This window comes from Porphyrobacter sp. THAI-01a, assembly GCF_056868655.1.
The window spans coordinates 382,832-408,683 of sequence record NZ_CP180579.1 but is presented as its reverse complement, the minus strand read 5'-3'; the positions used below and the strand labels follow the sequence as shown (position 1 = coordinate 408,683).

The 25,852-nt window shown below is 65.2% G+C and carries 30 protein-coding genes; 10 read left to right on the top strand and 20 right to left on the bottom strand.

Features of this window, described 5'->3' with window-relative positions:
* Positions 1 to 71 precede the first annotated feature (71 nt).
* From ACMX37_RS02005 to ACMX37_RS01990, 4 genes are read left to right on the top strand one after another with little or no spacing between them, the layout of a single operon-like run.
* Positions 72 to 1,091 (top strand): class I SAM-dependent methyltransferase, encoded by a 1,020-nt coding sequence (locus ACMX37_RS02005; RefSeq protein ID WP_483147298.1) that lies wholly within the window; start codon positions 72 to 74, stop codon positions 1,089 to 1,091.
* Positions 1,088 to 2,446 carry a rhamnosyltransferase WsaF family glycosyltransferase gene (locus ACMX37_RS02000; RefSeq protein WP_483147297.1) on the top strand — a complete coding sequence of 453 codons (1,359 nt, stop codon included), beginning with the start codon at positions 1,088 to 1,090 and terminating at the stop codon, positions 2,444 to 2,446. The genes ACMX37_RS02005 and ACMX37_RS02000 overlap by 4 nt, the downstream gene beginning before the upstream one ends.
* A gap of 10 nt (positions 2,447 to 2,456) precedes the next feature.
* Positions 2,457 to 3,116 carry a class I SAM-dependent methyltransferase gene (locus tag ACMX37_RS01995; RefSeq protein WP_483147296.1) on the top strand — a complete coding sequence of 220 codons (660 nt, stop codon included), beginning with the start codon at positions 2,457 to 2,459 and terminating at the stop codon, positions 3,114 to 3,116.
* Between the two features lie 13 nt (positions 3,117 to 3,129).
* A complete protein-coding gene (locus ACMX37_RS01990; RefSeq protein ID WP_483147295.1) occupies positions 3,130 to 4,224 on the top strand; it encodes an acyltransferase family protein in 1,095 nt (364 codons plus the stop codon).
* A 49-nt stretch (positions 4,225 to 4,273) separates the two neighbouring features.
* Here the strand turns inward: ACMX37_RS01990 and ACMX37_RS01985 are convergent, their stop codons facing one another.
* Genes ACMX37_RS01985 through rfbA form a run of 5 tightly spaced genes read right to left on the bottom strand, consistent with a single transcriptional unit; the run spans position 4,274 to position 8,607 of the window.
* Entirely contained in the window at positions 4,274 to 5,218 is a 945-nt protein-coding gene (locus tag ACMX37_RS01985; protein WP_483147294.1) for a class I SAM-dependent methyltransferase, read from the bottom strand.
* A 57-nt stretch (positions 5,219 to 5,275) separates the two neighbouring features.
* A complete protein-coding gene (gene rfbB / locus ACMX37_RS01980; protein ID WP_483147293.1) occupies positions 5,276 to 6,322 on the bottom strand; it encodes a dTDP-glucose 4,6-dehydratase in 1,047 nt (348 codons plus the stop codon).
* A complete protein-coding gene (gene rfbD, locus ACMX37_RS01975) occupies positions 6,315 to 7,172 on the bottom strand; it encodes a dTDP-4-dehydrorhamnose reductase (protein ID WP_483147292.1) in 858 nt (285 codons plus the stop codon). The genes rfbB and rfbD overlap by 8 nt, the downstream gene beginning before the upstream one ends.
* Positions 7,169 to 7,714: a dTDP-4-dehydrorhamnose 3,5-epimerase gene (rfbC, locus tag ACMX37_RS01970; protein WP_483147291.1), complete on the bottom strand. Its 546-nt coding sequence runs from the start codon at positions 7,712 to 7,714 to the stop codon at positions 7,169 to 7,171. Before rfbC ends, rfbD begins: the two co-directional genes overlap by 4 nt.
* On the bottom strand, positions 7,711 to 8,607 hold the full coding sequence (gene rfbA, locus ACMX37_RS01965; protein ID WP_483147290.1) for a glucose-1-phosphate thymidylyltransferase RfbA: 897 nt from the start codon (positions 8,605 to 8,607) through the stop codon (positions 7,711 to 7,713). Before rfbA ends, rfbC begins: the two co-directional genes overlap by 4 nt.
* A gap of 224 nt (positions 8,608 to 8,831) precedes the next feature.
* Between rfbA and ACMX37_RS01960 the strand changes: the two genes are divergently transcribed.
* The gene (locus tag ACMX37_RS01960; protein WP_483147289.1) at positions 8,832 to 9,974 is read left to right on the top strand and encodes a nucleotidyltransferase family protein; all 1,143 of its coding nucleotides are present in this window, start codon (positions 8,832 to 8,834) and stop codon (positions 9,972 to 9,974) included.
* A gap of 62 nt (positions 9,975 to 10,036) precedes the next feature.
* Positions 10,037 to 11,719, top strand: coding sequence for an ABC transporter ATP-binding protein (locus ACMX37_RS01955; protein ID WP_483147288.1), 1,683 nt, complete (start codon positions 10,037 to 10,039; stop codon positions 11,717 to 11,719).
* A 15-nt stretch (positions 11,720 to 11,734) separates the two neighbouring features.
* Here the strand turns inward: ACMX37_RS01955 and ACMX37_RS01950 are convergent, their stop codons facing one another.
* From ACMX37_RS01950 to ACMX37_RS01930, 5 genes are all read right to left on the bottom strand, one after another.
* Entirely contained in the window at positions 11,735 to 12,016 is a 282-nt protein-coding gene (locus tag ACMX37_RS01950) for a PqqD family protein (protein ID WP_483147287.1), read from the bottom strand.
* A gap of 1 nt (position 12,017) precedes the next feature.
* The gene (locus ACMX37_RS01945; RefSeq protein WP_483147286.1) at positions 12,018 to 12,866 is read right to left on the bottom strand and encodes a hypothetical protein; all 849 of its coding nucleotides are present in this window, start codon (positions 12,864 to 12,866) and stop codon (positions 12,018 to 12,020) included.
* A 10-nt stretch (positions 12,867 to 12,876) separates the two neighbouring features.
* Positions 12,877 to 14,004 (bottom strand): methyltransferase domain-containing protein, encoded by a 1,128-nt coding sequence (locus ACMX37_RS01940; protein WP_483147285.1) that lies wholly within the window; start codon positions 14,002 to 14,004, stop codon positions 12,877 to 12,879.
* 146 nt (positions 14,005 to 14,150) lie between these two features.
* Positions 14,151 to 14,273, bottom strand: coding sequence for a lasso RiPP family leader peptide-containing protein (locus ACMX37_RS01935; RefSeq protein WP_483147284.1), 123 nt, complete (start codon positions 14,271 to 14,273; stop codon positions 14,151 to 14,153).
* 37 nt (positions 14,274 to 14,310) lie between these two features.
* Positions 14,311 to 16,251 carry an asparagine synthetase B family protein gene (locus ACMX37_RS01930; RefSeq protein WP_483147283.1) on the bottom strand — a complete coding sequence of 647 codons (1,941 nt, stop codon included), beginning with the start codon at positions 16,249 to 16,251 and terminating at the stop codon, positions 14,311 to 14,313.
* A gap of 10 nt (positions 16,252 to 16,261) precedes the next feature.
* On the opposite strand from ACMX37_RS01930, the gene ACMX37_RS01925 reads away from it, so the two are divergent.
* The 4 genes from ACMX37_RS01925 to ACMX37_RS01910 all read left to right on the top strand — a co-directional run bounded on the left by ACMX37_RS01925 (position 16,262) and on the right by ACMX37_RS01910 (position 19,299).
* A complete protein-coding gene (locus ACMX37_RS01925) occupies positions 16,262 to 16,738 on the top strand; it encodes a lasso peptide biosynthesis B2 protein (RefSeq protein ID WP_483147282.1) in 477 nt (158 codons plus the stop codon).
* 118 nt (positions 16,739 to 16,856) lie between these two features.
* Positions 16,857 to 17,120 (top strand): hypothetical protein, encoded by a 264-nt coding sequence (locus ACMX37_RS01920; protein ID WP_483147281.1) that lies wholly within the window; start codon positions 16,857 to 16,859, stop codon positions 17,118 to 17,120.
* Positions 17,121 to 17,257: 137 nt separating this feature from the next.
* Entirely contained in the window at positions 17,258 to 18,580 is a 1,323-nt protein-coding gene (locus tag ACMX37_RS01915) for an O-antigen ligase family protein (RefSeq protein ID WP_483147280.1), read from the top strand.
* Positions 18,577 to 19,299: a hypothetical protein gene (locus ACMX37_RS01910; RefSeq protein ID WP_483147279.1), complete on the top strand. Its 723-nt coding sequence runs from the start codon at positions 18,577 to 18,579 to the stop codon at positions 19,297 to 19,299. Before ACMX37_RS01915 ends, ACMX37_RS01910 begins: the two co-directional genes overlap by 4 nt.
* On the opposite strand, the gene mmsB is transcribed toward ACMX37_RS01910, so the two are convergent.
* From mmsB to ACMX37_RS01860, 10 genes are all read right to left on the bottom strand, one after another.
* Entirely contained in the window at positions 19,296 to 20,162 is an 867-nt protein-coding gene (gene mmsB / locus ACMX37_RS01905) for a 3-hydroxyisobutyrate dehydrogenase (protein ID WP_483147278.1), read from the bottom strand. The two genes, ACMX37_RS01910 and mmsB, sit on opposite strands and share 4 nt — an antisense overlap.
* Positions 20,159 to 20,416, bottom strand: coding sequence for a hypothetical protein (locus ACMX37_RS01900; protein ID WP_483147277.1), 258 nt, complete (start codon positions 20,414 to 20,416; stop codon positions 20,159 to 20,161). The genes mmsB and ACMX37_RS01900 overlap by 4 nt, the downstream gene beginning before the upstream one ends.
* Positions 20,413 to 21,207, bottom strand: a complete 795-nt coding sequence (locus ACMX37_RS01895; RefSeq protein WP_483147276.1) for an enoyl-CoA hydratase-related protein — start codon at positions 21,205 to 21,207, stop codon at positions 20,413 to 20,415. Before ACMX37_RS01895 ends, ACMX37_RS01900 begins: the two co-directional genes overlap by 4 nt.
* 106 nt (positions 21,208 to 21,313) lie before the next feature.
* On the bottom strand, positions 21,314 to 22,375 hold the full coding sequence (locus tag ACMX37_RS01890) for an enoyl-CoA hydratase/isomerase family protein (protein ID WP_483147275.1): 1,062 nt from the start codon (positions 22,373 to 22,375) through the stop codon (positions 21,314 to 21,316).
* Complete coding sequence (locus ACMX37_RS01885) at positions 22,372 to 22,770, bottom strand: VOC family protein (RefSeq protein ID WP_483147274.1); 399 nt, start codon at positions 22,768 to 22,770, stop codon at positions 22,372 to 22,374. Before ACMX37_RS01885 ends, ACMX37_RS01890 begins: the two co-directional genes overlap by 4 nt.
* Positions 22,767 to 23,912 carry an acyl-CoA dehydrogenase family protein gene (locus ACMX37_RS01880; RefSeq protein ID WP_483147273.1) on the bottom strand — a complete coding sequence of 382 codons (1,146 nt, stop codon included), beginning with the start codon at positions 23,910 to 23,912 and terminating at the stop codon, positions 22,767 to 22,769. Before ACMX37_RS01880 ends, ACMX37_RS01885 begins: the two co-directional genes overlap by 4 nt.
* Positions 23,913 to 23,966: 54 nt before the next feature.
* Positions 23,967 to 24,500: a DUF1254 domain-containing protein gene (locus ACMX37_RS01875; RefSeq protein WP_483147272.1), complete on the bottom strand. Its 534-nt coding sequence runs from the start codon at positions 24,498 to 24,500 to the stop codon at positions 23,967 to 23,969.
* A complete protein-coding gene (locus tag ACMX37_RS01870) occupies positions 24,497 to 25,024 on the bottom strand; it encodes a DUF1214 domain-containing protein (RefSeq protein WP_483147271.1) in 528 nt (175 codons plus the stop codon). Before ACMX37_RS01870 ends, ACMX37_RS01875 begins: the two co-directional genes overlap by 4 nt.
* 71 nt (positions 25,025 to 25,095) lie before the next feature.
* Positions 25,096 to 25,485, bottom strand: coding sequence for a RidA family protein (locus ACMX37_RS01865; RefSeq protein WP_483147270.1), 390 nt, complete (start codon positions 25,483 to 25,485; stop codon positions 25,096 to 25,098).
* Positions 25,482 to 25,814 carry an I78 family peptidase inhibitor gene (locus tag ACMX37_RS01860; protein ID WP_483147269.1) on the bottom strand — a complete coding sequence of 111 codons (333 nt, stop codon included), beginning with the start codon at positions 25,812 to 25,814 and terminating at the stop codon, positions 25,482 to 25,484. Before ACMX37_RS01860 ends, ACMX37_RS01865 begins: the two co-directional genes overlap by 4 nt.
* Between the last annotated feature and the right edge of the window lie 38 nt (positions 25,815 to 25,852).

The window sequence follows — 25,852 nt, the reverse complement described above, 5'->3', positions numbered from 1 at the left end:
ATCCGCCTCTCTGCTCTAGGTCGCCGCAAGAGAATCCCGCTGTCTTACTTCAGGGCTGATCAGGAAACGACATGGATGGCCTTCCGAGCGTCGATGCGCTGGCCAATTCCGTTGATGACCAAAGCCTGGAAACCTGCCCGCAGTGCTTGTACTGCGGGAGTGATAAAAGGCTTGGGGGCGTCGAACGGGTCGGCGACATTTTTTTCGAAGCCGACCCCGGCCTATTCGATTTTCACCGCTGCGGCGATTGCGGATCCCTCTGGCTGGCCAAGCGCCCGACAGGCGAACGGCTGCTGAGAGCCTACGACAATTACTACACGCATGGCGCCGAAAGCGGATCCGATGCCGCCACTTCGGGCCTTCGCGGATGGGTGCGGGCAGCCTATTTCCGCAGCCGGTTCACCAATGCCGCTGGGCCACTCGACCGGCTGGTCGGAAAGGTAATTGCCCAAAGCGGCTATGACACCACCGGGCTCGACAAGGGCATGCGGTTCGTTCCTGCGCCCCCTGCCAAGGTCCTTGATTACGGATGCGGCAGCGGAAAGTTTCTTCTGCGACTGCAGCGGCTGGATTATGAACTGCACGGGGTAGAATACGATCCGCACCTGCTTACGGCGCTTTCGGACGTCGGGATTGCGATCCACGATGTCGCGGGTCTCGCGGGCGATAGCTGGGACGCCGAGTTCGACCATATAACATTGTCGCATGTGCTGGAGCATGTGCCGGACCCGGTACCCCTGCTGAAGCGTCTGTTCGGCTGGCTCAAGCCTGGTGGCAGCCTTTATCTCGAGCTTCCGAATGCCGGTGCGACGGGCCTTGCTATCTTCGGGCCTAACTGGCGCGGCCTCGAAGCGCCGCGACATTTCGCGCTCCCGAGCCGCGCCGCACTCGCCGAAGCACTCGAGCACAATGGTTTCGTGGTGGAGCGGCAGCAGATCGACCGCTCGGTCCGCAGCTGGATGTGGGATGTATCGCTCTCCGCCAGTCCCGCAGACAGGCACGAGGCGCTGCGGCAGGCAATGTCCGAAGCGCCGCCGGAAACCGAAACCAACGCGGAGTTCCTGACAATTTTGGCGCGAAGGCCGGCGTGACGCAGCAATCCCGGGCACGCGCCTTTCTCAAGCAGCACCTCCCGCCGCAGCTCAAGGCGCTTTACCAGCGCCTGCGCGAATCTGTCGCGCCGCCGCCGATCGACGACGTCGTGCTTGCCGACTACAGGGTGGTGCCCGATCGGGAGCCCCGCCCCCGCCTCACGCTCGTGCTGCCGATGTTGCTCAAGGGCACGGATTTCGGCGGCACAGCGACCGGGATTGATCTTTTCACTCGCCTTTTCCTTGCGGTCAGTGCCGCAGTGAAGGACATCGACCTGCGCGTGCTCGTGACGGACGTGGTGGCAGAAACCGATACCGGCATGATCGCCGGTCCGGCCGCCAAGGCAGGTCTTCATATCCGGCCAGACCAGATTGAACTGGTGCCCAGCACTTCGGCACAGGTCGCCGTCCGGGCCCATGAAATATTCGTGACCTACAACTGGTGGGTGACGCTCAATTTCGCCAAGGTCCGCGATGCGCAATCGAGGTTGTTCCTGTCGGCACCCCAGCCGGTGCTCTGGCTGATCCAGGATTATGAGCCGGCGTTCTGGAACTTCTGTTCGGCGCATCTTCTGGCACGCGAAGCCTATGACACCACCGCCCCGCTCTGGGGATTGATCAACAGTTCAAACCTTGCCGAATACATCGCCTTGATGGGCCATTGCCCCGCGCGAAGCTTCGTATTCGAACCGGTGATCCCGGATGCCCTTCGCCCCTATCTTGACCGCGTCGGCAGCGCGCCGCGCGCCAAGCGCATGCTGGTCTACGGCCGCCCCGGCGTCGAACGCAACTGTTTCCCCGCACTGGTGCGCGGCCTCAAGCGCTGGGCGCGCGATTACCCAGAATACGCCGACTGGGAGGTGCTGTCTGCCGGAATGGCGCATGCGCCGGTCGACTTGGGCGACGGGCGCCAAATGGTATCGGTCGGCAAGCTTTCGATCGAGGCCTACGCCGAACTCCTGCTCACATCGGCGGCGGGGGTCAGCCTGATGGCATCGCCCCACCCCAGCTATCCGCCTCTGGAAATGGCGCATCTCGGGGTTCGCACGGTGACCAATGCTTATCTGTGCAAGGATCTTGCGTCATTCCACCCCAACATCAGGTCGCTTTTCTCCATCGCCGAGGAGCCTCTCGCGGCTGCTATGGCAGCGGCCTGCGCAGCCTCGGCAGAGCCCCCGGCGACCTATGCTAATCCCTCCTACGTGAGCACCGATCGCTATCCCTTCCTAGGCGAGCTGGCCGGCGCGGTTGGTGCCGTACTGTGTAGAGATGCAGACTGGCAAAGCTTGATGGATCAAACCCAAAACGCACCGGCCCGGCCGGTGGCTGGAGACCACGCCAATGGCGCGACGTAACACACCTGCCATGTTCGAAAAAGCCCAGACCCGGTTCCGGGCGGCGCGGTTCCGGCAGGTCCAGACACTGATCGAACAGCTCGTGAGGCAACACGGCAGCATCCGCGTGCTCGATGCGGGGGGGCGCGCGGAATACTGGAACATGCTTTCCCCTGCGCTGGCCGGGAAGGTGCACCTTACCATCCTCAACTATTCCGAGGAGCTGGAGGATTACAGCGAGGGCACCCTCGCCCATGTGCAATATGAGAATGTCAGCGGCGATGCATGCGACATGCCGCAATATGGGGACGGCGCGTTCCACCTCGTGCACTCCAATTCGGTGATCGAGCACGTGGGCAGCTTCGGCAAGATGATTGCCTTCGCCAAGGAAGTCCGCCGCGTGGGGCAGGCCTATTATGTGCAGACACCCAATTTCTGGTTTCCGGTCGATCCGCATAACGCCGTTCCCTTGCTCCATTGGCTGCCTGATCCGATCCGCATCGGGATGGAGACGCGGTTCAACGTCGGCCTCAATCGCAGGACGGATTTCGCCGAGGCGGCCGAACGGCTCGACAGCTGCCGCATGATCAGCCAGGGGATGATGCGGCAGCTGTTTCCCGATGCGCGCCATTCGGCCGAACGCTTCGCGATGGTCTTCAAGAAGTCGCTGATCGCGACCCGCGCCGCCTGACGGAGCCGCCCCGATGCGCTGTTCGGCCCCTCGGCTGGAGAACATCCTGCAGGGCCGCGACAACAATCTTAACGCGATCCGGATGGTCGCCGCGACCATGGTGCTCGTCAGCCATGCCTGGGCGATCGCTTGGAGCGTCGCCGACCCTCTCTACCGGCACATCGGGGTTACCGGTGGCGAACTTGCGGTCTCAGGTTTCTTCGGCATTTCGGGATTGCTCATCGCACGTAGTTTTGATCGGCGACGAAGCACACTGCGCTTTATCCTAGCGCGCGTGCTTCGCCTATACCCGGCGCTTGTGGTGGTGCTCGTCCTCACACTGTTGGCTGGAGCTTGGTTCACGACGCTCACGAGCGAAACCTATTGGGCACACCCCGAGACCCGGGCCTATGTGCCGGCCAATCTGAGCCTTTACTTTCTGCAGTATCCGCTTCCCGGAGTCTTTGAGACCAATCCATATGGGCCTGCGATCAACGGGAGCCTGTGGACCCTCGAATTCGAGGTCGCGTGCTATCTCGGAGTGGTGGTGCTTGGCTTGGTAGGACTGCTGCGAGCGCGCTGGCTGATGGTTGGCGTGCTGGTGCTCGCGACGCTATTGCGACTGTTCTGGGGGACGATTTCGGGGCTCGGCCTGCCGCTACCTGCCGCTCTCGCAATCTGGCTTGGGCCGTTCTCCCAGCTTGCCTTCCCCTTTGTGCTCGGCACCTTTGCCTATGTCTGGCGGACGCATCTTCCGATGTCCGGTTGGATCGCCTTGCTGTTGTGGCTGCCGGTATCGTTCATGACCCCCGGCGTGCTCATGAAAACCATAATCATTCTGGCGCTGGTCTACTCGACCTTCTGGCTAGGCTTCGTTCCCAAGGGGCGGCTACTCGCCTACAACCGGCTGGGCGATTATTCCTACGGTGTCTACATCTATGCCTTCCCGGTGCAGCAGGCGGTCGCCTTTCTCGTGCCGGGCGTCTCGCCGGCGGGCAACATCGCGTTGGCCTTCCCCGTGACGCTGGTGCTGGGAGTGCTGTCCTGGCACCTGGTGGAAGCCCCCGCGCTGGCCGCTGTCGGCCCGCTGGCCGACATACTGACGCGCAAGAGCCAGCCGAGCGGCTAAGGGCCAGCGGAAACGAAGTGCCCGAGCCAGAATTGGCTAACCCCGGTGTCTAGGACAGAACCTTGAACCAGAACGCGCCGGGCTCGGCCTCTGGATGCTCTTGCAGGATTGGAAAAGCCGTGCGCACAACGTCAGGATAGCGATGGTTTATCCAATTCATCGCCAGTACCGTCCGATATCTTGAAGCGTTGGTTAGTAACACTTCGAGCAAATACTGCTCATTCCAAAGCCTCCGCTTTATGCGCAACCATTCTTCGGGATAATCCCTCGGCGTAAAGATGTCATGGACGTGCACATACACCCCCGCAGCCAATCGCGGGATGATCTGCTGAAACTCGACCAATACGTCGCCGAAAGGCCGTATCACGTGACTGCTGTCGATAAACAGCATGTCGTCCGCTTCGAGTTCGTCGAAAAGCGCAAGTGAGATATCCTGCACACGTTCGCGGATGATCTCGGGACCGAGCTGTTCAAGCCAGGGCATTTCATACGGTTCGACACAGACATGACGGCATGAATAGGTCGGATCATCGACCGTGTTGGCAACAATAGCCTTATGAGCCACTCGTGAGGAATTGCCCGAACCAATTTCAAAAAAGCGCTTGGGCTTGAAATGACGGATCATTGCATAGAGCAAGTCCGCATCGCCATACGAATACTGTGATCCATCGTATGAAAAGTCTGAAGAGGAACCAGATTTCTCCGTCAAACTTGCAAGTTCGTCCTGAAATCTCAACTTCCCAATTAACTCAATCTGGCTCTCTTCGTACAGGTCTACGCCTGGCAGATCCCGAGGTCCCGTGACCTCTGCCGGAAGGTCTGCGTTCGCATAGGTAGGGTGATAGTAATGGGTCGAGCGTAGCTGCACACCAATTCGGTCGGCTTGCTTTTGAAAAAACGGAAAGTTGCCCGGAAAGTTTCCAACAGCACGCAACAGGGGGCCAGTTATCAAAATGATCAAGGTCGCCAGAACGTCAGCAAATTTAACAAGCATGTCTGCTACTCCTTAAATTCGCTGGCGCTACAAGTGCCCCTTTTAACTTGCCGCTCCCTATAACAGCGGACGCCACCAGGCTTCGTGGTCGAGATACCAGCGCAGGGTTTGGCGCAGGCCGTCCCCGAAGCCGTGCGCGGGCGCATAGCCGAGGTCGCTGCGGGCCTTGGTCTCGTCGATCGCATAGCGGCGGTCGTGGCCGGCGCGGTCGGTGACGAAGGTCTTGAGGCTGCTGGTCGGCTCGCCCCTGGCGGCCGGCGCATCGGGATAGCGTTCGGCGAGGCCCTCGACCTCGGCAAAGGCGCGGTCAACCTCGGCGCAGATCGTGTCGATCACGGTCATGTTGGGCAGCTCCGCCCCGCCGCCGATGTTGTAGGTCTCGCCCGGCACGCCATTCACAAGGCACGCTTCGATCCCGCGACAGTGATCCTCGACATGCAGCCAGTCGCGCACGTTCATCCCGTCGCCGTAGATCGGCAGGTTGCGCCCGTGGAGCGCGTTGAGGAGGAACAGCGGGATGAGCTTTTCGGGATACTGGTAGGGCCCGTAATTGTTCGAGCAATTGCTCGTCGTCACCTCGAGCCCGAAGGTGTGGTGATAGGCGCGCACGAGGTGATCCGACGCGGCCTTCGAGGCCGAATAGGGCGAGTTCGGCGCATAGGGCGTCGTTTCGGAGAAGGCCGGATCGCTGGGCCCGAGCGAACCGAACACCTCGTCGGTCGAGATGTGGTGGAAGCGGTGATCGACGCCATCGCCCGCCAGCCACACGGCGCGCGCAGCCTTGAGCAGGCTGTTGGTGCCGAGGATATTGGTGTCGATGAAGGCATCCGGCCCGCTGATCGAGCGGTCGACATGGCTTTCCGCGGCGAAGTGCACCAGCGTGGTGATGCCATGATCGCGGAGCAGGCGCTCGACCAGGTCGGTGTCGCGGATGTCGCCCACGACAAGCTCGGCATTGGGCGCGCCTTCGATGGTCGACCGGTTGCCCGCATAGGTCAGCGCATCGAGCACGATCACCCGGTCCTCGGGGTGCTTCGCGTTCCAGTAATGGACGAAGTTGCCGCCGATGAACCCGGCGCCGCCGGTGACAAGCACGTTAGCCAAGCTTTGCTTCCTCTTTCAGCATCAGGCGCAGATTTGTGCGCCAGTGGACCGGAACCTCGTCCAGGGCGGAGCGCGTCGCGCGGCAATCGAGCAGCGAGAAGGCCGGGCGCCGGGCCGGGGTCGGATAATCGGCGGTGGTGAGCGGACGGATCACCGGAATGCGCGGCAAAAGGCCGATTGCGTGGGCTTCCTCGGCGATGGCGACGGCGAAGTCGTACCAGCTCGCCACCCCGGCATCGCTGTGGTGGAAGGTGCCGCTGGCGCCTTTCCCTACGAGGCCCCAGATGGTGCTCGCGAGGCTTGTCGCCCATGTCGGCGCGCCGATCTGGTCGGCGACAACCCCGAGCTCGTCACGTTCCTTCATCAGCCGGATCATGGTGCGCACGAAGTTGGCCCCACCCGCCTCGTAGACCCAGGCGGTGCGCACGAGGACGTCCTCGGACCGCAAGACGTCCTCGCCTTCGGCCTTGGTGCGGCCATAGGCGGATTGCGGGTTGCGCGGCGCATCGGGCGCATAGGGGGAGGAGGAGGTGCCATCGAAGACATAGTCGGTCGACACGTGCACGACCTTCCCGCCCGTTTCCGCCATGGCCTCCACCATCGCGGCGACCGCGCCTGCGTTGATCGCGCGGGCGGTTTCCTCGTCGCTCTCGGCCTTGTCGACCGCGGTGTAGGCGGCGGCATTGAGGATCAGCTCGGGCGCTTCCACCGTGAGCCGGGCGCGCAGCATCGGCACATCGGTAAGGTCGCAATCGGCGACGTCGATCGCGCTGATCTCGGCCCAGGCCGGCGCAAGCCGCTGCAACGCGCCGCCGAGCTGGCCACCAGACCCGGTGATCAGAACCCTCATGCGAACACCGGCACGTCGGCGAGCGAGAGCCCGCGGGCGTCCTTGTCGGAAATGATCGGATCGAGGCCGGCCACCGACCATTCGATCCCTACCGCCGGGTCGTTCCAGGCGAGGGTGAATTCGCTCTGCGGGGCATAGGGCGCGGTGCACTTGTAGAGGAAATCGGTATCATCCTCGAGCGTCAGGAAGCCGTGGGCGAAGCCCTCGGGCACCCAGAACATCCGCTTGTTGGCGGCGCTCAGTTCCACGCCCACCCACTTGCCGAAAGTCGGCGATGAAGCGCGCAGGTCCACCGCGACGTCGAACACCGCGCCCTGCGCCACCCGGACCAGCTTGCCCTGAGGGCCGGGGTTCTGAAAATGCAGCCCCCTCAGCACACCTTTCTGCGAGCGACTGTGGTTGTCCTGAACGAAGGTCAGATCGAGACCGGCGTCGGCGAAGGCCTTCGCGTTCCAGGTCTCCATGAAGAAGCCGCGCGCATCGCCGAACACGCGCGGCTCGATGATCAGAACGCCCGGCAGGGCGGTTTCGATGATGTTCACGCGGGCACCGTCTCTTCCAGAACCTTGAGGAGGTATTCGCCGTAACCCGACTTTCGCAGCGGTTCGGCAATCTCGCGCAGGCGGTCGGCGGTGATGAAGCCCTGTCGCCACGCGATCTCTTCGGGGCAGCAGATCCTGAGGCCCTGCCGCTCCTCGGTGATGCGCACATAGGTCGCAGCGTCGAGCAGCGAGGCATGGGTGCCGGTGTCGAGCCACGCGAAGCCGCGGCCCATGATCTCGACCGCCATTGCGCCCTCATCGAGATAGAGGCGGTTGAGATCGGTGATCTCGAGTTCCCCGCGCGCCGAAGGCTTCATGTCCCGCGCCCTGTCGACCACGGTCTCGTCGTAGAAATAGAGGCCGGTCACCGCATAGTTCGACTTGGGCGCCCTGGGTTTTTCCTCGATCGAGATGGCCTTGCCCGCAGCATCGAACTCGACCACGCCGAAAGCCTCGGGCTCATTGACCCGGTAAGCGAACACCGTCGCGCCGCTGGTGCGCTCGTTCGCTCTCTGCAGGAGGGCGGGCAGGCCGTGGCCATAGAAGATGTTGTCGCCGAGGATCAGCGCGCTCGGCCCGCCGCGCACGAAGTCAGCGCCGATATGGAAGGCCTGCGCCAAGCCCTCCGGCCGGGGCTGCACTTCGTAAGATAGCGACACGCCGAAATCCGACCCGTCGCCCAGCACACGCTTGAACTGGTCGGCATCGTCGGGCGTGGTGATGATCAGAATTTCGCGGATCCCCGCCAGCATCAAGGTGCTGAGCGGATAGTAGATCATCGGCTTGTCGAACACCGGCATCAGCTGCTTCGAGACGCCGCGGGTGAGAGGGTAGAGCCGCGTCCCAGAACCACCCGCCAGAATGATGCCGCGCCTGTTCGTCTCGCCTGCCATACAAGAGTCCAATATCCAGAGCGGGAACAGCCCCTGAGCCCGGCGCTGCATTGCAGCACGCATGAGCCCGGTCAACGAGAAACTTGATCCCTTTGAGCAGGTCCGCTTTGTGCGCGAACTGCTTACATCCTAGCAATTGGCGGCATCTTGGCGCATGGCAACAAACAGGCGGACAGGGAGTGCCACGAGAGGCACGGGCCGCGACATGGTCTGAAGGCATGCCGTTGGATTTGATCGACACTTATCTGGCAGGTTGTACCAAGGCCTGCTTGCGCGGCACGCCATTGCCAGATTGGCCAGACGATTGGGATGAAGCTGGCGCTGAAGCCATTTGCGGGCGGATCAAGTTCCACGGCATAGCCCTGCTTCTGGCGCAAAACCCTGCCGGTATGCGCGGCTGGCCAGCTTCGGTGGCATCGGCAGTCAAGGACGAGGCCCGGTTGCAGGCCCTATGGGAACCCAGCCATCGCGCTGCGATCGCGCGGCTGCTGAATGCCATCCACGAGGTGGGGGTAAGAGCTGCGGTCATGAAGGGTACTGCAATCGCCTACGGTCATTATGATGATCCGGCCAAGAGGCGACGTGGGGACACGGATCTGCTGTTGCCCGGCGCGCGCAGGGCCTTGGTGCGATCGGTGCTGAAAGACTGCGGCTTTGCACCGTCCGGAGACCGTGGCCCGACGCAGGAGCCCTGGTTGATCGCGACGCGGGACGGCTTCAAGCACGAGGTCGACATTCATTGGCGCCTCAATGGCAGCCCGGCCGTATCGCGATTGCTGGAACGATTGTCCTGCGAGCAGCGCTTCATACCTCTTGATCGACTGGCACCCCACGCTTTTGCGCTCGGCCGGCTCGACAGCATCATTATGACCTGCGTCAACCGTTACTCCCACGCCTGTTTCGGATACCACGTCGAGGATAACCGTCCGGCCGACGGCAATCGGCTGATCTGGGCAGTCGACATGAAGCTGATGACTGAAGGGTTGGAGGCTGGAGAATGGGAGCTATTGGCCGAGCTTGCATTGTCGAGCGGCACGGCAGGTCTCGTTGCTGACGGTCTCGTGTTCGCGAAGGAAAGCATCGGGCTTGCGCTGCCTGAGGGATTTCTCGAGAAACTCAGCAAGGCGCCGATCAACGGGCCTGTTGCGGCATATCTTGGCGAACGCTCGAGCCTGAAGCGTTTCCGAAAGGACCTTGCGGCCTTGTCAACACTGACGGAATTCCTGCTGCTCGCACGGTTGCGGCTCTGGCCAGGCAGGCGCTTCATGACAGAGCGGTTCCCCGACGCGGAAGAGTGGCCCTTGTGGGTGCTGCGCATCCGACGACTTGCAGGCGGTGTCCTCAAGCAGTTCGGTCTGCGAGACTGACCCGTGCCGACCAGAATCCCCAGGCGTGATGTTGCTCCCGCAGACGCGCGATCTAGCGGGGGATGCCAGTGAATACGCGTTTTCTCATCGACCGTGCCCGCCCCCATTTCGGCGATCTTGCCCTGATCAGCGCCATGGCGCTGCTGGGCGCCTGTGCTGCGCTCGCGATCCCCTGGCTGGCGGGCCAGTTCCTCGGAGGGGTGTTCGGCGGAAGCAAGGGAGAGCCCGTCGATCTGACGCGCACCGTCGTGCTGCTGCTGGCCGCGCTGGTTGCTCTCACCGCGATCAACATCGTGGTGGCCGTCCTTTCGCAGGCGGCCTCGGGGCGCATTCTTGCAGGCTTGCGGAGCGAGACACACGCCCGCATTCAGGCGATGCCGATCTCCTTCCACGACCGCAGCAAGAGCGGCGATCTGCTGGCGTTGATGACCTACGAGGTCGGCAATCTCAGCGGATTTCTCACCGCCACGCTCGCGAATGTCCCGGCGATGCTGATGACCGCCGGCGGTGCGGTGATCCTGCTGTTCCTGATCGATCCAGCGATGGCACTGGTGGTGCCGGTGCTGGTGCCCGCCTTCTACATCGCAATGAAGCTTCTCGGTCGGCGCCTGCGCGTGCTCTCGCGCAAGGTCCGCAAGGCAGAAGCCGAATTGATGTGGACCGCCGAGAGCGATCTGGCGATGCTGCCCGCGATCAAGGCCTTCGCCACCGAGGGCTTCCACACCAGCCAGTATGACGCCGCTGTCGAGCGCGCGCGTGTTCTGAACCTCAGCCAGGCGCGAATCCTTGCCTTCATCGCCCCGCTGGTCGCGCTGGTGGCTGCGGTGGCGGCGATCGCCATTCTGCTTCTCGGCAGCGCCGCCGTTACCGATGGCAGCCGCACGCCGGGCGACCTGTTCGCCTTCCTGCTATATGCCGCACTCCTGACGCGGCCGGTCGCGGCGCTCGCGGAAACCTACAGCAGGTTCCAGATCGCCAAGGGAACGCTGGCGCGGCTCGAGGCAGTCTTCGCCAAGAACACCGAGCCGGGCTACGACCAGAGCGGGACGATCGGGCGGGCCCTCGGGGCCATCGCCTTCGAGCAGGTCAGCTTCGGCTATCCAGGACGGGGTCCTGTGCTCAACACGGTCGATCTAACGATCGCACCGGGGGAGATCATCGCGCTGACCGGCGAGAATGGCGTGGGCAAGTCGACGATGGTCCGGCTGCTGCTGCGCTTCTACGATCCCGATGCGGGGCGGATCACGCTGGACGGGATCGATATCGCGACATTGCAGGTGCAGGCACTGCGCCGCCAGTTCGGCTACGTCCCGCAGCGGCCGCTGCTGTTCAACGGCACCATCGCCCAGAACATCGCCTTCGGCATCGCCGATCCCGACCCGGCCGCCATCGAGCGGGCGGCACGGCTGGCGCAGGCGTGGGACTTCATCGGCGGCCTGCCGCGCGGCCTCGGCACGGAGATCGGGGACAACGGCATCCGCCTGTCAGGAGGTCAGCAGCAACGCCTGGCGCTCGCCCGGGCGCTGCTGCGCGATCCGCCGATCTTCATCTTCGACGAAGCGACAAGCATGTACGACCTCGAGGGCGAGGCGGCGTTCGTGGAGACCTGCATCGATGCGCTGAAGGGACGGACCGTGATCATCATCACCCACCGGCCGGCCAGTCTGGCGCTTGCCGACCGGATCATCGAAGCAACGCCCGCAGGCCTGATCACTGCCGCGGAGCGACCGGCGCACGGCGGTTGAGATCGCCTTTCGCGATCAGGCCGGATCGACTTCGACGAGACCCTTCTCTGCGAGCTGCTCAAGCAGCCGCACCAGATCCTGCTCGATCACGTCGCGCGGAGCATCGAATTCGGCTTCGACCACGTCGGCAAGGTCGGACAGACCCGCCGGACTGTCGGAAAGCCGTGCCCACACCCGGCTGCCGACCGGATCGAGCCCGAAATATATTCCGCTCACCAAGTCGAGCAACACCATTTCCCCGGCCACTTCGCGGGCGACCACGTCGTCCGAGGATTTATACTTCTGACTTCCTGACATTTTATCCCCCAGCCCCCACCAAACAGGCGGTCGTAGCTGCAATCACCTGCGGCAGTGCGGCATATTCGCGGGGGTAGTCAAGCGCGTAGCACCGGGTCTGCGAAGCCAGTCCCACAATGCGACTAAAATGAGCACGCAGCCGCGCCTTGTCCTCGACGTCCAGAACGAAGGAATGGGGGAGCAGCCGTTGCACCGCCGCCGGCGCCGGCAGCGCGCTGAGCGCCAGCGCCGCTTCGTGATCGGCTCCGAGCAGAAAAACGGCCGCGAGTGGCGCGGGCTCGGACCTGAACGACAGAGATGAGACATCGGCGACATCGACCTTGCCGGAGTCCTGCCCGTCCTCCGTCGCCATCCCGAAAAGGTAGGCTGCGCTGTCGGCAAAGAGCCGCAGCCCCGAGGCCTTCGGAATGAGCAGGTATCCATCGCGATCGGGCACGAGTTCGATCACGTCCTCGGTGAGCACGGGATAGCCCGCCTTGGCAAAGGCCCCGGCGAGAGTGGTCTTGCCGTCGCCCGATTGGCCGACGAAGGCGATCGCCCGGCCATCGACCGCCACGGCGCTGCCGTGCAGGAACAGCCCGCCATTGTGATCCCCGATCAGCGGCAAAACCGCATTGCGGAACAGGCTGAGGAAGTGGTCCTCCGCCACGCCAGGAACCGGCCAGCCGATTACCCTGGGCGTTACCGGGTCGATCTCGAAATCCGCCTCGTCCGGAAAGCGCAGCAGATACCCTTGCGGCACACGCCGGAACTCGGCCTTGACGCGATCGTCGCCCAGCACCCAGCGATCATAGGGTTCGCCCTTGAGCGGGGACTGGGCGCGCGGTGGCCTTTGCAGGAATTCGATCACGGGCGCAGGCCTAGATGCTGCAATCGCGCGCCAGCACTGACTTCACGAAGTCGCGGATGGCCTGTTCGGTCGGCAGAAGATCGGGACGCTGTTCCAGCACCCTGGCGATGATCGCCTCGCTCGAACGCTCCCCGTCGACCTGCGACAGCACGAAGGCGCGCGCCGCACCGAGGGGATTGAGCGCGAGCGGCCGGCCGGGATCCTTGACCAGATCGGCCGGGGTCAGCACCGTGCTGTTGAAGGTCGAGAGCCTGTGCGCCGGCGCATCACCGGGCGGCTGGATCGTCCAGGCGATCATGTTGTCGTCGGCGCGGAAGCGCAGAGTGATTCGCACCTCGTCACCCGCTTCGACCGGAAAGCTGTCCAGAGCCGGGAAGAAGGCCTGCGGGCGCTGGATGCTCGCCGGGTCGAGCGGTGAATTGGTCATGCGCACCTCGCCCGACAGCCGGCAGTCGAACCAGCCGGCAAAGCCGTCGAATCGGCCGGCGCGGGCCATGCGCAGGGTAGTCGCAAAGCGGAAGAAGTCGGGTGCATCATCGGCGAATTCGATACCGCCGAGCGACGCCGCCTCCCCCAGCAGGTCCGCAGGATCGAAGGCATGCGCGAACTTGACGTTGCGCGCCACCCCTTCGAGCCAGTGATACTGCACGGGAACCAGCGGCTCGCTCCACTGCGCCGCCTTGGCGCGACACGCGTCCGACGAAACGGGAGCGACCATGAGGTCGAGCGCCTCGGGAATCATCCTGCCGCCGGGCTTGAGGAAGCGTTTCCGCGCATCACGCATGAGGGCGATGATGCCGTAATCGAAGCCCATGAATCCGACGTGGTCGCAAATGATCAGGTCGACGCGTTCGGGAAGCGTGGTGCGAAAGGTCGATTCGGCAATCGAGGTGTAGCGATCGGCAAGACCCGCCTGCGCCATCGATTCGCGCGCAAGATAGATCGCATCGCTGCTGTCGATCCCCCAGCAATGCGATGCGCCCGCCTCGAGACAGAATAGCCCGAGCACGCCCACACCGCAGCCGAGGTCCGCGACGGTATCGCCCTCTCGCACAGTGGCGGCAATCGCTTGCCGGAACAGAGCATTGCGGCCCGGCAGGGTCAGGTAATGAATATGTTCGGCTAGAGCTTCGGTCATGGGCCTGGGCCAGCACCAGTTCAGGACGGGGTGTCGGCACCCGCAGGTTCCGATTGAGAACAAAGAAAAAGCCCGACCTCGATGAGGCCGGGCCTGATTCTGTTTCTAGCAGCGCGCCGAAACGGCAGAGCTATCCGTCGTCCGAATCAGACGCGCATCGTGCCGGTGTCACCGCGCGGACCGGCGCTACCACCGGTAAGATTGCGCACCGACCCGTACTCGACGAGCTTGGGGGCGCTGTATTCCGACTTGCCGAGTTCCTTGGTCATGGTCTGTCCCTTGTTCCCCAATCTCGGAGCGCGCAAGTTAATCGCGCCCCTTCAAAAATGCTGCAACCGCGTAAAGTCCCCATAGCTCCCAAACGCGCTCAGGGTCAATACTTAACTCGCCGCAATCGCCCACGAGCCTCTGCAAACCCTCCGGATCGACGAAGCGCGTCAGCGTATCGGCACGGTGCTCGCGCGCGTAGAGCCCGAAATCCCGCGTGATCCCCGCATCCGAGAATTCCGCCTTGGTCCTCCGGTCGACGATCGCATCGGGCATGATGCCGCGCATCGCCTTGCGGTGAACGACCTTGGTTAACCCCGCCTGCCGAAAGATCGACATGGGAGCCTGCGAGCAGAACTCGATGAACTGGCGGGTCTGCATCGGCTCGCGCGTCTCCACGCCGCTCTGCGCCCGTTGGCGCTGGAGGTAATCAAGCGCAAAGGCCTGAAAGGGCGAGTTCAGCCTGTTCCAGCTGCCATAGGCCCGCGAATCGTCGGGCGCCGATTCGAGGAAGGCTTCTTCAAGGACCAGCAGGCGCTCGCGCCATTCGGAGCGCATCCAGAACAGATCGTCAGGACTGCGATAGCGCCGTTCGCACCGCCGCCGCCGCATCGCCCGCCGGAGCACCGCAGGCGCGAGAGCAGTCGCACCGAATCGCAGCGCCAGCGGTAGCGTTGCGCGCCAGCCGCTCGCCCGGGCATCGCGTATCAATGCCGCCGCGAAGCCGGCGACATCGAGGGCGCCGACATACTCGGCGTAGTACTGGAGGTTCCCGTCGAGCCACTGGTCACCGCCGATGCCATTCAGAATGGCGCGCGACCCATCTGCGTTGATCCGCTGTTCGAGGCTTCTCAGGATCGCCGCGTTGGAGGGAAGCGGGACATCGGCATCGGCCTTCACCCTGCTGGTGAACCAGTCGAGCGGCGGGCGGAACAAGGGTACTTCGACGAGCGAACGGCCGCAATGTGCCGCAGCCGCCCGCGCGAAAGGCAACTCATAGGCCTCCGATTCCGGCTCGCCTGCCATCGTGTAGCCTTGCAGACCGGGCGCTGGCAGACGGCCTTCACGCTCCAGCCGGTCGGCGATGCAGTAGATCGACGAGGAATCGAGGCCACCGCTTGCAGCGATCGCCAATCTCCGGTGCGAACGGGCGGTCCGCCGCACCGCGTCGATCAGCATGGCGCGGTAATGGTCGACATAGTCTTCCTCGCGCGGATAGTGCAGCCTGACGGTTTCGGGCAGATGGTAGTACTGCCGCAGGTTGCGCGCCTCGCCATCGAAGCTCAGCCAGTGAGACTGCGGCACCCGTTCGAGCCCGTGCCAAACCGTGGCATCCCGCTGGTACCATTGCCCGGCAGCGATGCAGGCCAGGTAATCGAGATTGGGTTCGGGCTTCCGCGCTGCGGCAGCGACGATCGCCGCCATGTCAGAGGCGAACAGCAAGGCACCATCGTCTTCATAGACATAGAGCGGTCGCAGTCCCTGATGGTCGCGCACTGCATAGATGCGGCGGCGGCGCTGGTCGGCGATCACAATGGCGAACTCGCCTTCGAGGCGGTTCGCGCAGTCTTCGCCCCATCGTTCGTAGGCGCGCAGAACCAGTTCGGCGTCAGACCGGTTGCGCAGCACAGCGCCGCGCTCGGAAAGGTCGCGGCGCAGCTCTTCCCAGTTGGTGAGATAACCGTCCATCACCAGCGCAAGGCTGGCGTCCTCGCTGAGGTGCGGCTGCGCGGCTTCGAGCGATTCTGCGGTGGTGTGAAGCACATGCGCGCCAAGCGCGAAGGGCGTCGTCGCCCATGTCCCGCTTTCGTCCCGCAGCCGTTCGGACATGGCCGCCAGCATCCGGCCGAGCTGCCCCTCCCGCGCTGGGCCCGGTGCGAAAATGGCAGCAATCGCGGTCACGTGAACTCCCCGTCCTGACCTGGCCCGAGACACCACCCGGACCGCAGAACTCTTGGAAAGCGGCAGTCGGTGGTGCATTAGGCAAGCCATGGCACCCGCGCAATCCTCCCCGGTTCCGGTTTCGGGCAAGGCCCTGCGAGCGGGCGATGCCGGCTGGGCGCTGCCGATGGCGATGGCGGCCCTCGTCCGCCTAATCCGTGCCCGGATCGCCTTCGGACGCCTCGGCGCGCACGAGATTCCGGCGCGCAATGCCGCCGCGGCCCGTTCCGAGCGCCCTGGAATGGTCGACGAGCGGCTGGCCAACCGGATCGGCTTCATCATCCCGCGCCTCGCCAAGCGGTTGCCGTGGCGCAGCGATTGTGTGATCCAGGCGATTGCCGCGCAAGACTGGCTAGCCGAAAACGGGATGGCGAGCGAGATCCGAATCGGTGTCGAGCGACCGGATGATGGTCCCTTTGCCGCCCATGCCTGGCTGATTCGCGGCGACAGGGTCATCACCGGAGGCGATATCTCCCGTTACAGCCTGCTGCTGGGCGAACGAGACGGGGGGGAGCCGCAGCCCTGAGCAGAAAAATCGGCAGCCGGAAGGGGCGCGTTTACCATTGCGCGGCAATACGGGTTGCCAAGCTTGCTGCATTGCACTACGTAGCTTTCCGAAGGTTCCGATTGTGGGGATGGAAATGATGAAGACGTTTTCGCGCATGATGCTCGCCGCCGCTGCGACGACCCTCGCGGTCACTCCGATTGCCGCTCAGGCGGGCACCCGTGCCAGCGACAGCGGTGCGGTGTACTCGGTTTCGGCCCCGGGCCTCGGCCGTGCCGCCCAAGGCGAGAACGCCGCCAAGGGCTCGACCATCATCCTCGCGCTGCTTGCTGCCGTCGTGTTCGGTGCCGGCATCTACTTCGCCGCCGACTCGAACGACAACGGCCAGTCGCCCGGCACCTGATCGTCCGGCTCCGCCGAACGCTTATCAAGCTTTGACAGATAGCGCCCGGACTTCGGCCCGGGCGTTTTCTTTTGTGTTCCCACCCAACCGCTGTCCGAGGCCTCGTTTTGGAAAGACCTGCGGCTGATCGTCTCGGCTTGTTCGCCCTGTGCGCCCTGCTCTTTGCCGCCTTCGCATTCGGCGGCGGAGGCAGCCGCTTCGGAACTGCGAACCTCCTGGTGCAGCTGACGGCTCTGGTCGTCTTGGCCCTGCGCGGCGCAGCGGTGAGCCGCTTCTGGCGCGAATCGCCGCTCGGCCTGCGGATCCTGATCGCGCTTTCGCTGCTGCTGCCGCTGGCTCAGATCATTCCCCTGCCCGAACAAGTGTGGCGCGAGCTCCCCGGCCATGACCTCATTGCGCGCGCGTATGAAGCATCGGGCGCGAGCGGATGGATGACCTGGAGCGTCAACCCGCTGCGCACTCTCCTCGCCCTGAGCGCGCTGGTCACGCCGCTGGCCGTCGTGATGGCCGGCTGGACCGTTTCGCGGCACAATCTCGTGCTGGTCGGCTGGGGGGTGGTGAGCCTCGGCATCGTCACGACCGTAATGGGGCTGTTCCAGCTCAACCCGGCCGGCGAGAACTTTGCGCTGTTCGGCGCACGCGAGCCGGGCAGCTTTCTGCTCGGAACCTTTGCCAACCGCAATTCCACCGGGCTGCTGCTGGGCTTCTGCCTCGGGCTGGCGTGCCTCTTGCCTGCCCCGAGACCCCATCCCGCCATCATCTGGGTGCGTTCAGGGGTGGCCTTGCTGCTGCTGGTGACGATCATCCTGACAAAGTCCCGCACCGGCCTTGCCCTTGCAGCGATCCCGCTCGGCCTGGCGGCCTTCCGCGTTTGGGCCACGCTGCTGCAGCGCCGCGCTGCCGCAACCGGGCCGCGGCCGGGCCCCAACCCCATGCTGGTGGCGCTTGTCGCCATCGCCCTTGGAGCGACGGCGCTCGGCGGCCTCGTGATCGCGGCACCGGGTCGGGTCGGCGAAACGCTCCAACGCTTCGAGGCCAAGGACGATCCCCGCCGCTTCATCTGGGAGGATGCCGTCTATTCGGTCGAGCGCTACTGGCCGGCAGGTGCAGGGATGGGCAACTTCGACGAGGTCTTCCAGATCGACGAATCGCTCGAAAACGTGACCCTCCGCACCGCGGGCCGGGCCCATAACGACTATATCGAACTGGCGATCGAGGCCGGGCTTGCCGGGCTGGTGCTGGCGGCGCTGTGGCTCGTCCTGTGCCTCGTCATGGCATGGCAGGCCCGCCGCTCCGCCTTTGCCTGGACGGGATGGACCGGGGGCGCCTTCCTGCTTGCGATCGCGCTGCAATCGATCACGGACTATCCGCTACGCAACCAGTCGATCCTTGCCTTCGCCGGCTTCGCCCTGCTGCTGCTGGCGCGCGCCGCCACCGAACAGGAGGGCGGGCGCAGATGATCGGACGCATTCTCTGGATCGCGAGCCTCGCCGTACTGGGCATCGTCGTCACGGCGCTCCAGATCGACCGGCAGGCCGACATTGCCCCCGCGCTGGCCACGGCCGTGCCGGAGCCCATGCGGGGCTATGCCCAGGCCCGGATCGCACTCGAAGCGGTCGAGGGCGAGGATCCGGCTGCCGCGCTCGCAGCGGCAGAGACGCTGGTGCGTCGCCGCCCGATGCCGGCCGAGCACCTCTCGATGCTCGCCGCGGCCCAGGCAAAGGCAGGACAGGCCGAGGCCGCCGCCTTCACCATCCAGATGGCGGCCCGGCGCGGCTGGCGCGATCCGGTGGCGCAGGAGGCGGTGCTGCGGCTCGCGCTCGCCGCGGGCGACAAGCCCGAGGCGGCGCGCCGCTATGGCGCCCTGCTGCGGCGCCCTGCGACGCCCGACGCGCTGCTGACCGCCCTTGGCCCGGAGGTTTTCGGCGAGACCGGCGATCCCGCGCGCGACACTCTGGCGATGGTGATCGCAGGCGCGCCGCGCTGGCACAGCCAGTATCTGCAACGCGGCCTGCAGGTGCTGCCGCCCGAAGCTTTCGGCGAGATCACGGCGCTTGCGCTGGCACGCGGCGCCGGGTTCGCATGCGATGCGCTGGCGCCGGTGATCGAGAACCTGCGCCGCAGGGATCCGGCGGCGGCGGCACGGCTCGAAGGTCCGGCGCGGGATCGCTGCGTCTAGAGCGTCCGGATGACGCCCGAGAAATCGGTCGCCGCATTGTCCCTTGCGAATTCCTCGTAGATCGCGCGGGCGTGTTCGCCGAGTTCGACCTTGGCCCCCGCCCCTGCCGCCGCTTCCATCGCCAGCTTGAGGTCCTTGAGCATCAGTCCCGCGGCGAATCCGCCCTGATAGCCATTGTCGGCGGGGGTCACCGGACCCACGCCTGGGACGGGGCAATAGGAGGTCATCGACCAGCACTGGCCGCTCGAGACGCTCGAGATGTCGTAGAAGGTCTGCGGATCGAGCCCGAGCTTCTGCGCCATGGCAAAAGCCTCGCAGGTGCCGATCATCTGGATCGCGAGCAGCATGTTGTTGCAGATCTTGGCCGCCTGCCCGGTGCCGGGGCCACCCGCATGGATGACGGCCTTGCCCATCGCGGCAAGGATCGGCTGGGCGCGGGCGAAGGCCTCGTCCGACCCGCCGACCATGAAGGTGAGCGTGCCGCCAGCCGCCGCTGCGATGCCGCCGGAGACGGGGGCGTCTACCATCTGGTAGCCGTGGGCTTCGGTCACCGAGATCACCTCGCGCGCGGTGGCGACGTCGATGGTGGAGCAGTCCATCATGATTGCGCCTTCGGGTGCATGGCCGATCACGTCGTCCCAGTAGACCTGTTTGACGATCGCGCCATTGGGCAGCATCGAGACAACCGCCTCGGCACCTTGGCAGGCCTCCTTCGCGGTGCCGAAGGTCTGGCACCCGGCCTCGCGGGCGGCGGCGAGAGCGGTCTCGGAAAGGTCGAAGGCGCGGACCTCGTGGCCCGCCTTGACCAAGTTTGCGGCCATCCCGCCGCCCATGTTGCCGAGGCCGATAAAGGCGATCTTCATGTCAGACCTGCTTCCTCTAAAAGTCCATAGATGCTCACCGAAGTGAGAAGGATGCCGAAGATCGCTGACATCACCATCTGGAAGTGGTGAAGCCAACGATCAAATTTGGTGCGCGGAAGGGGCTCTTCGCCAGTCGCCTTGAGTATTGCAGCCTCCAGAAGGCTGATCGAGCCACCCTCCCGATCCGTCCACAGCCTCCAAGCCAGCCAGCAGAAGAACAAGCCGGCTGCAAGCAGCCCCAGCCCGAAGATCACCGCCCCTTCCACTGCCCTTCGCGCTTCTCGATGAAGGCGGCCATGCCCTCGGCCTTGTCCTCGGAGGCGGTGAGGATCTGGAAAATCCGGCGCTCGACGATCAGGCCCTGATCGAGGGTCATTTCGAAGGCGGAGTTCACCATCTCCTTGTTGGCGATGGTCGCCATCGGCGGCATGGCGGCGATGGTGGCGGCGGTCTTGAGGGTTTCGGCGATCAGCTCCTCATGCGGCACCACGCGGGCGACGAGATTGCTGCGCTCGGCCTCCTCGGCGCCCATCATCCGGCCGGTGAGGCACATTTCCATCGACTTCGACTTGCCGATCGCGCGGGTCAGCCGCTGCGAGCCGCCCATGCCGGGGGCAACGCCGAGCTTGATCTCGGGCTGGCCGAACTTCGCCTTGTCCGAGGCGATGATGAAGTCCGCCATCATGGCAAGCTCGCACCCGCCGCCCAGCGCAAAGCCGTTCACCGCCGCGATCCACGGCTTGCGGGTCTTCTTCACGATCTCGGAGGTCCAGGGGGCGAAGAAATCGTCGAGGTAGAAATCGGCCGCCGGCTTCTCGCTCATTTCCTTGATGTCCGCGCCGGCGGCAAAGGCCTTGTCGCCGCTGCCGGTGAGGATCGCGCAGAGCTGCGTCGCGTCGGCCTGATAGGCGGCGAAAGCCTCGATCAGCTCGGCGAGCACCTGCGAATTGAGCGCGTTCAGCGCCTGCGGGCGGTTGAGGGTGATGAGCGTGACGCCCTTGGTGTCGCGGGCGTCGGTCTCGACGAGAATTGTTTCGAAAGTCATGCTGTTCTCCATGCATCGTCATTGCGAGGAGCGGAGCGACGCGGCAATCCAGAGCCGTTTCGCGCGAGGCTCTGGATTGCTTCGCTGCGCTCGCGATGACGATTGTTCAATTTGGCAGCGGCACCCACTCCTCGCCTTCGGGCAGGGGCGCGAAGATCGCGTCGAGCAGATCTTCGGTCACGCCTTCGGGGGTGGCGGGGTTCCACTTGGGGTCGCCGGTCTTGTCGACGATCACCGCGCGCACGCCCTCGGCGAAATCCGGGCGGGTCAGCACGCGGCTGGCGATACGGTATTCCATGCGCATGTTGTCGGCGAAATCGGTGAGCCTGGCGCTTGTCGCCAGCTGGCGCAGCGCGACCTTGCAGGTCTGCGGGCTCTTGGTGCCGAGCGTGTCGCGCTCCTTCATTGCCCAGTCATCGCCCGCATTGGCCGCAGCTTCGAGACTGGCCAGAATGTCTTCGTAGCGGTCCGAGGCGAAGTGCTTGGCGATCTTGTCCGTGTTGGCCTCGATCCGCGCTTTGGGCGGGGTGCCGACCGGCTCGCTCAGGATGCCTGCGATCCGGTCCGGATGATCGTGGATGCGCGCCTTGATGTCCTCGAGCATCTCGTGCGGCACGTAGTGCGTGGCGAGCCCGGTCCACAGGCACTCCGCACCGTCGAGCCTTGCGCCGGTCAGCGCAAGGAACTGCCCGAGCCTGCGCCCGAGGCGGGAGAGATACCAGCCGCCGCCCACGTCGGGGAACAGGCCGATGCCCGTCTCGGGCATGGCGAAGCGGGTGTTCTCGGTCGCCACGCGGTATTTGGCCGGCTGCGAGATGCCCACGCCCCCGCCCATCGTGATGCCGTCCATGAAGGCGACGATCGGCTTGGGATAGGTGAACATCTGGTGGTTGAGCTGGTATTCGTCGTAGAAGAACCTGCGGCCCGAAACCCCGCCGTCATTCAGGGCCGAGTTGCGCAGGAAGGCGATGTCTCCGCCCGCGCAGAAACCGCGCCCCTCGGCATGGTCGAGGATCACCGCCTTGATGCTGTCGTCATCCGCCCATGCCGTCAGCGCCGCGCTCATCGCGTGGCACATCTCCAGCGTCAGGGCATGGATCGCCTTGGGCCGGTTGAGGCTGATATGGCCGATCGGGCCGTTGGTGGAGATCAGGACGTCGTCGGTCATTGCCCAGTGTCTTTCGGTTCGATCAGATCCCAGCGATTGCCGAAGGGGTCGCTGAATACGGCGACGGTGCCATAGCTCTCCCGGCGCGGCGCGTCCTCGAATTTCACCCCGGCATCGACAAGTCGTGCATGGGTGCCTGCAAAATCATCGGTGTGCACGAAGAAGCCGACACGCCCGCCGGTCTGCTTGCCGATGGCGGCGGCTTGCGCGTCATCGGCGGCGCGGGCGATCAGGAGCCGGCCACCGTCCCGGCCGCCGACCACAACCCAGCGCTTGCCCCCGCCCAAGTCGCTGTCCTCGACAAGATCGAGGCCAAGCGCATCCACGCAGAAGTCGATCCCCGCGTCGTAATCGGGCACCACCAGCGTCGTCATGGCAAGGCGCGTGCCGTTCACTGGCGCAGCAGATCGCGGCCCACGACCATCCGCATGACCTGGTTGGTGCCCTCAAGGATCGAGTGCACCCTGAGGTCGCGCCAGAAGCGCTCGATCGGGTAGTCCTGAAGGTAGCCATAGCCGCCGAACAGCTGGAGCGCTCGGTCGACGATGGCGCTGCCGTTGTCGGTCGCCAGCCGCTTGGCCATCGCCGAGAAGCGCGTCTTGTCGGGGGCGTTGTCGGTGACTTTCGCCGCCGCCAGATAAAGAAGCGCGCGCGCCGCCTCCAGATCGGTCGCCATGTCGGCGAGCATGAACTGGGTGTTCTGGAAATCGGCGACAGCCTGACCGAACTGCTTGCGGTCCTTGGTGTAGGCGATCGCCTCGTCGAGGCACCTTTGCGCCCCGCCCAGCGAGCAGGCCCCGATATTGAGCCGCCCGCCATCGAGCCCCATCATCGCGATGCGGAAGCCCTCGCCCTCGGCCCCGACGAGGTTCTCGACCGGCACGCGCACGTCCTCGAGGATCAGCTGCGCGGTCGGCTGGGAGTGCCAGCCGAGCTTCTTCTCTTGCGCGCCGAAGCTGACGCCGGGCATGTCCTTCTCGATCACCATGCAGGAGATGCCCTTGGGGCCGTCCTCGCCGGTGCGCACCATCGCGACATAGATCTCGTTGGCGCCCGCACCCGAGATGAACTGCTTGGTGCCGTTCAGCACATAGTGATCGCCGTTCCGCCGGGCGGTGGTCTTGAGCGCCGCTGCGTCCGAGCCGGAACCCGGTTCGGTGAGGCAGTAGCTGGCGATATTCTCCATCGTCACGAGGCTGGGCAGATACTTGGCCTTTACCGCCTCCCCGCCGAAGCGGTCGATCATCCACGAGGCCATGTTGTGGATCGAGATGAAGGCGCTGGTCGAGGGGCAGCCATAGGCCATCGCCTCCATGATCAGCGCCGCCTCCAGCCGCCCGAGCCCGATCCCGCCCGATTGCTCGGAGACATAGATAGCCCCGAAGCCGAGTTCGGCGCTCTTCTGGATCGTCTCGCGCGGGAAGATATGCTTCTCGTCCCACTCGGCGGCGAAGGGGGTGATGTTGTCGGCGGTGAACCGCTGCGCGACCTCGCGGATCGCCAGCTGGTCGTCGGTGAGTTGGAATTGTCCGTGCATGGCCTAGGCCTCTAACGGGGTTTGCGAGGTTGGAAAAGGCTGGCGGACTTTTTGCTAGGGGCCGGTGCCCGCAGGTTGAAGGACGAGGTCGCAGGCATCGCCCTTGCCCGCCTCCGCCGCCGCCGCGAAGCGCGCCGCATCGGGCGCGAGGCGGCGGACCAGGATCACGCCGCGCGCCGTCGGGCTGACAATCGCCCCCGCCGCGGGCGCGCTCCCGGGCGGCAGCAGCCGCACTTCGACCGCCTTGCCCGTCGCGCGCAGGACCACGAAATTGTCGGTCCGCGCATCGAAGAAGGACAGCGACTGGTAATCGGGCCAGGCCGCCATCCGCACGGTCAGGCTCGCATCCGGCCGGTCGAGATCGAAGCGGCAGAGCGAATAGTAGAGATCCGGCGAAGAGCGCACGATGCTCTGGCTCTGTGGCGTGATCCGCGCAGGTGCGGTGAAGGCATGGAGCGCCACGCCGCGCGCCTCGAGCGCCGCCATCGCGCGGTCCATGATGAACCCGGGCGCGAGGTGCAGCGTCAGTGCGTGCACCGCGGCGGCGCAGACGAGCAGCACCGCGAGAGGGCCGACCCAGCGCCTCATGGCCGCCCCTCGCAGGACAGGCGGGCGATGCGGGGCGGATCGAGCCGTTGCTCGGGCTCGGCCAGCAACGCCGGTTCGGGCATGTAGAGCCTCAAGGTCAGATCGAAGGTCCCGGCCCCCCGGCTCGATATCCATGCCGCGCCGTTGCCGGGCCGCTCGGGGGCGATGATCGCCTGCCAGGTCCCGGCGCCGGCCTGTTCCGCATCGATGCTGAGCGCGTCGTCGGTGTTGGCCGGCAGCATGCTCGCGGTGTCATAGAGCGTCACCGACCACCACCCTGCGGGCATGGCTCCGCCCGACAGGCGGTAGGTGCACGCCTCGCGCAAGGGGACGCCGGTATCGTCGAGGGCGCGGGTGAAGTAGACCGCCTCGGTCTTGGCGAGCGCCAGCAGGCCGTGGCGGGCGACGCGGGCGCGGGTGTAGGGATCCGCCGCCTCGGAACCTACGGCAAAGTCGCTGCGCCAGCCGCCGACATCGACATCCCCGAAGGCGAGCTTGCGCCCCTCGGGCCACAGTCCGGCCATCCACAGGGCGCTGCCAAGACCCAGCAACGCACCGACAATGACCGCGGCACCATATGACAACGACCGCCGCATCACCCGGGGACCACCGCTTCCGCCTCGATCTCGACGCGCCATTCCGGGCGGCACAGCCATGCCACCCCCGCCATGGTCGCCGCCGGCCTTGCCGCGCCGAAGAAGCGCGCGTGGACCGCGCCGACCGCGTCCTGATCGGCCGGTTCGGTCAGCAGCATCCGGGTGCGCACCACGTCCGCCGCGCTGCCGCCGAGTTCCTCGATCGCCGCGACGATGATCGCGCAGCACCGCTCCGCCTGCTCGGCGGCACCGCCCGGCGTGGTCGAACCGTCGGGTTCGACCGGGCCGGTTCCGGCCACGACGATGCGGTTGCCCTCGCGCACCGCGCGCGAAAAGCCGAAGGTCGCCTCGAAGGGCGATCCCGAGGTTGTCCGCAGCCTGTCGCTCATCCGCAGGTGACGCCGGTGATCTTCATCTTCTCGTCGTAGCGCACGTTCACGCGGTCCTGGCGGTAGTCCATCGTCCAGGCGCCGTTCGGCGGGCCCCAGCGCAGGGTGCGCGCGCCGCTGTCCTTGAGGATCGCCTCGCCCATCGCCTGGGTCGCGTCATGCCCGACGTGATACTGCGCCTTCTCGGCATTGCAGACCATCGGCACGGGCGGCGGCGGCACCGCCTCGGCCTGGTCGGGGGTGTTGTCCGAGATGCTCACGACGCAGCCGGTCAGGCCCATGCCGACCAGCCCCGCCATCGCCGCGCGCGCTGCTGCTGCTGCCCTCATCCGCTCTCTCCCATTGCATCCGCCGGCAGGACCCGGCC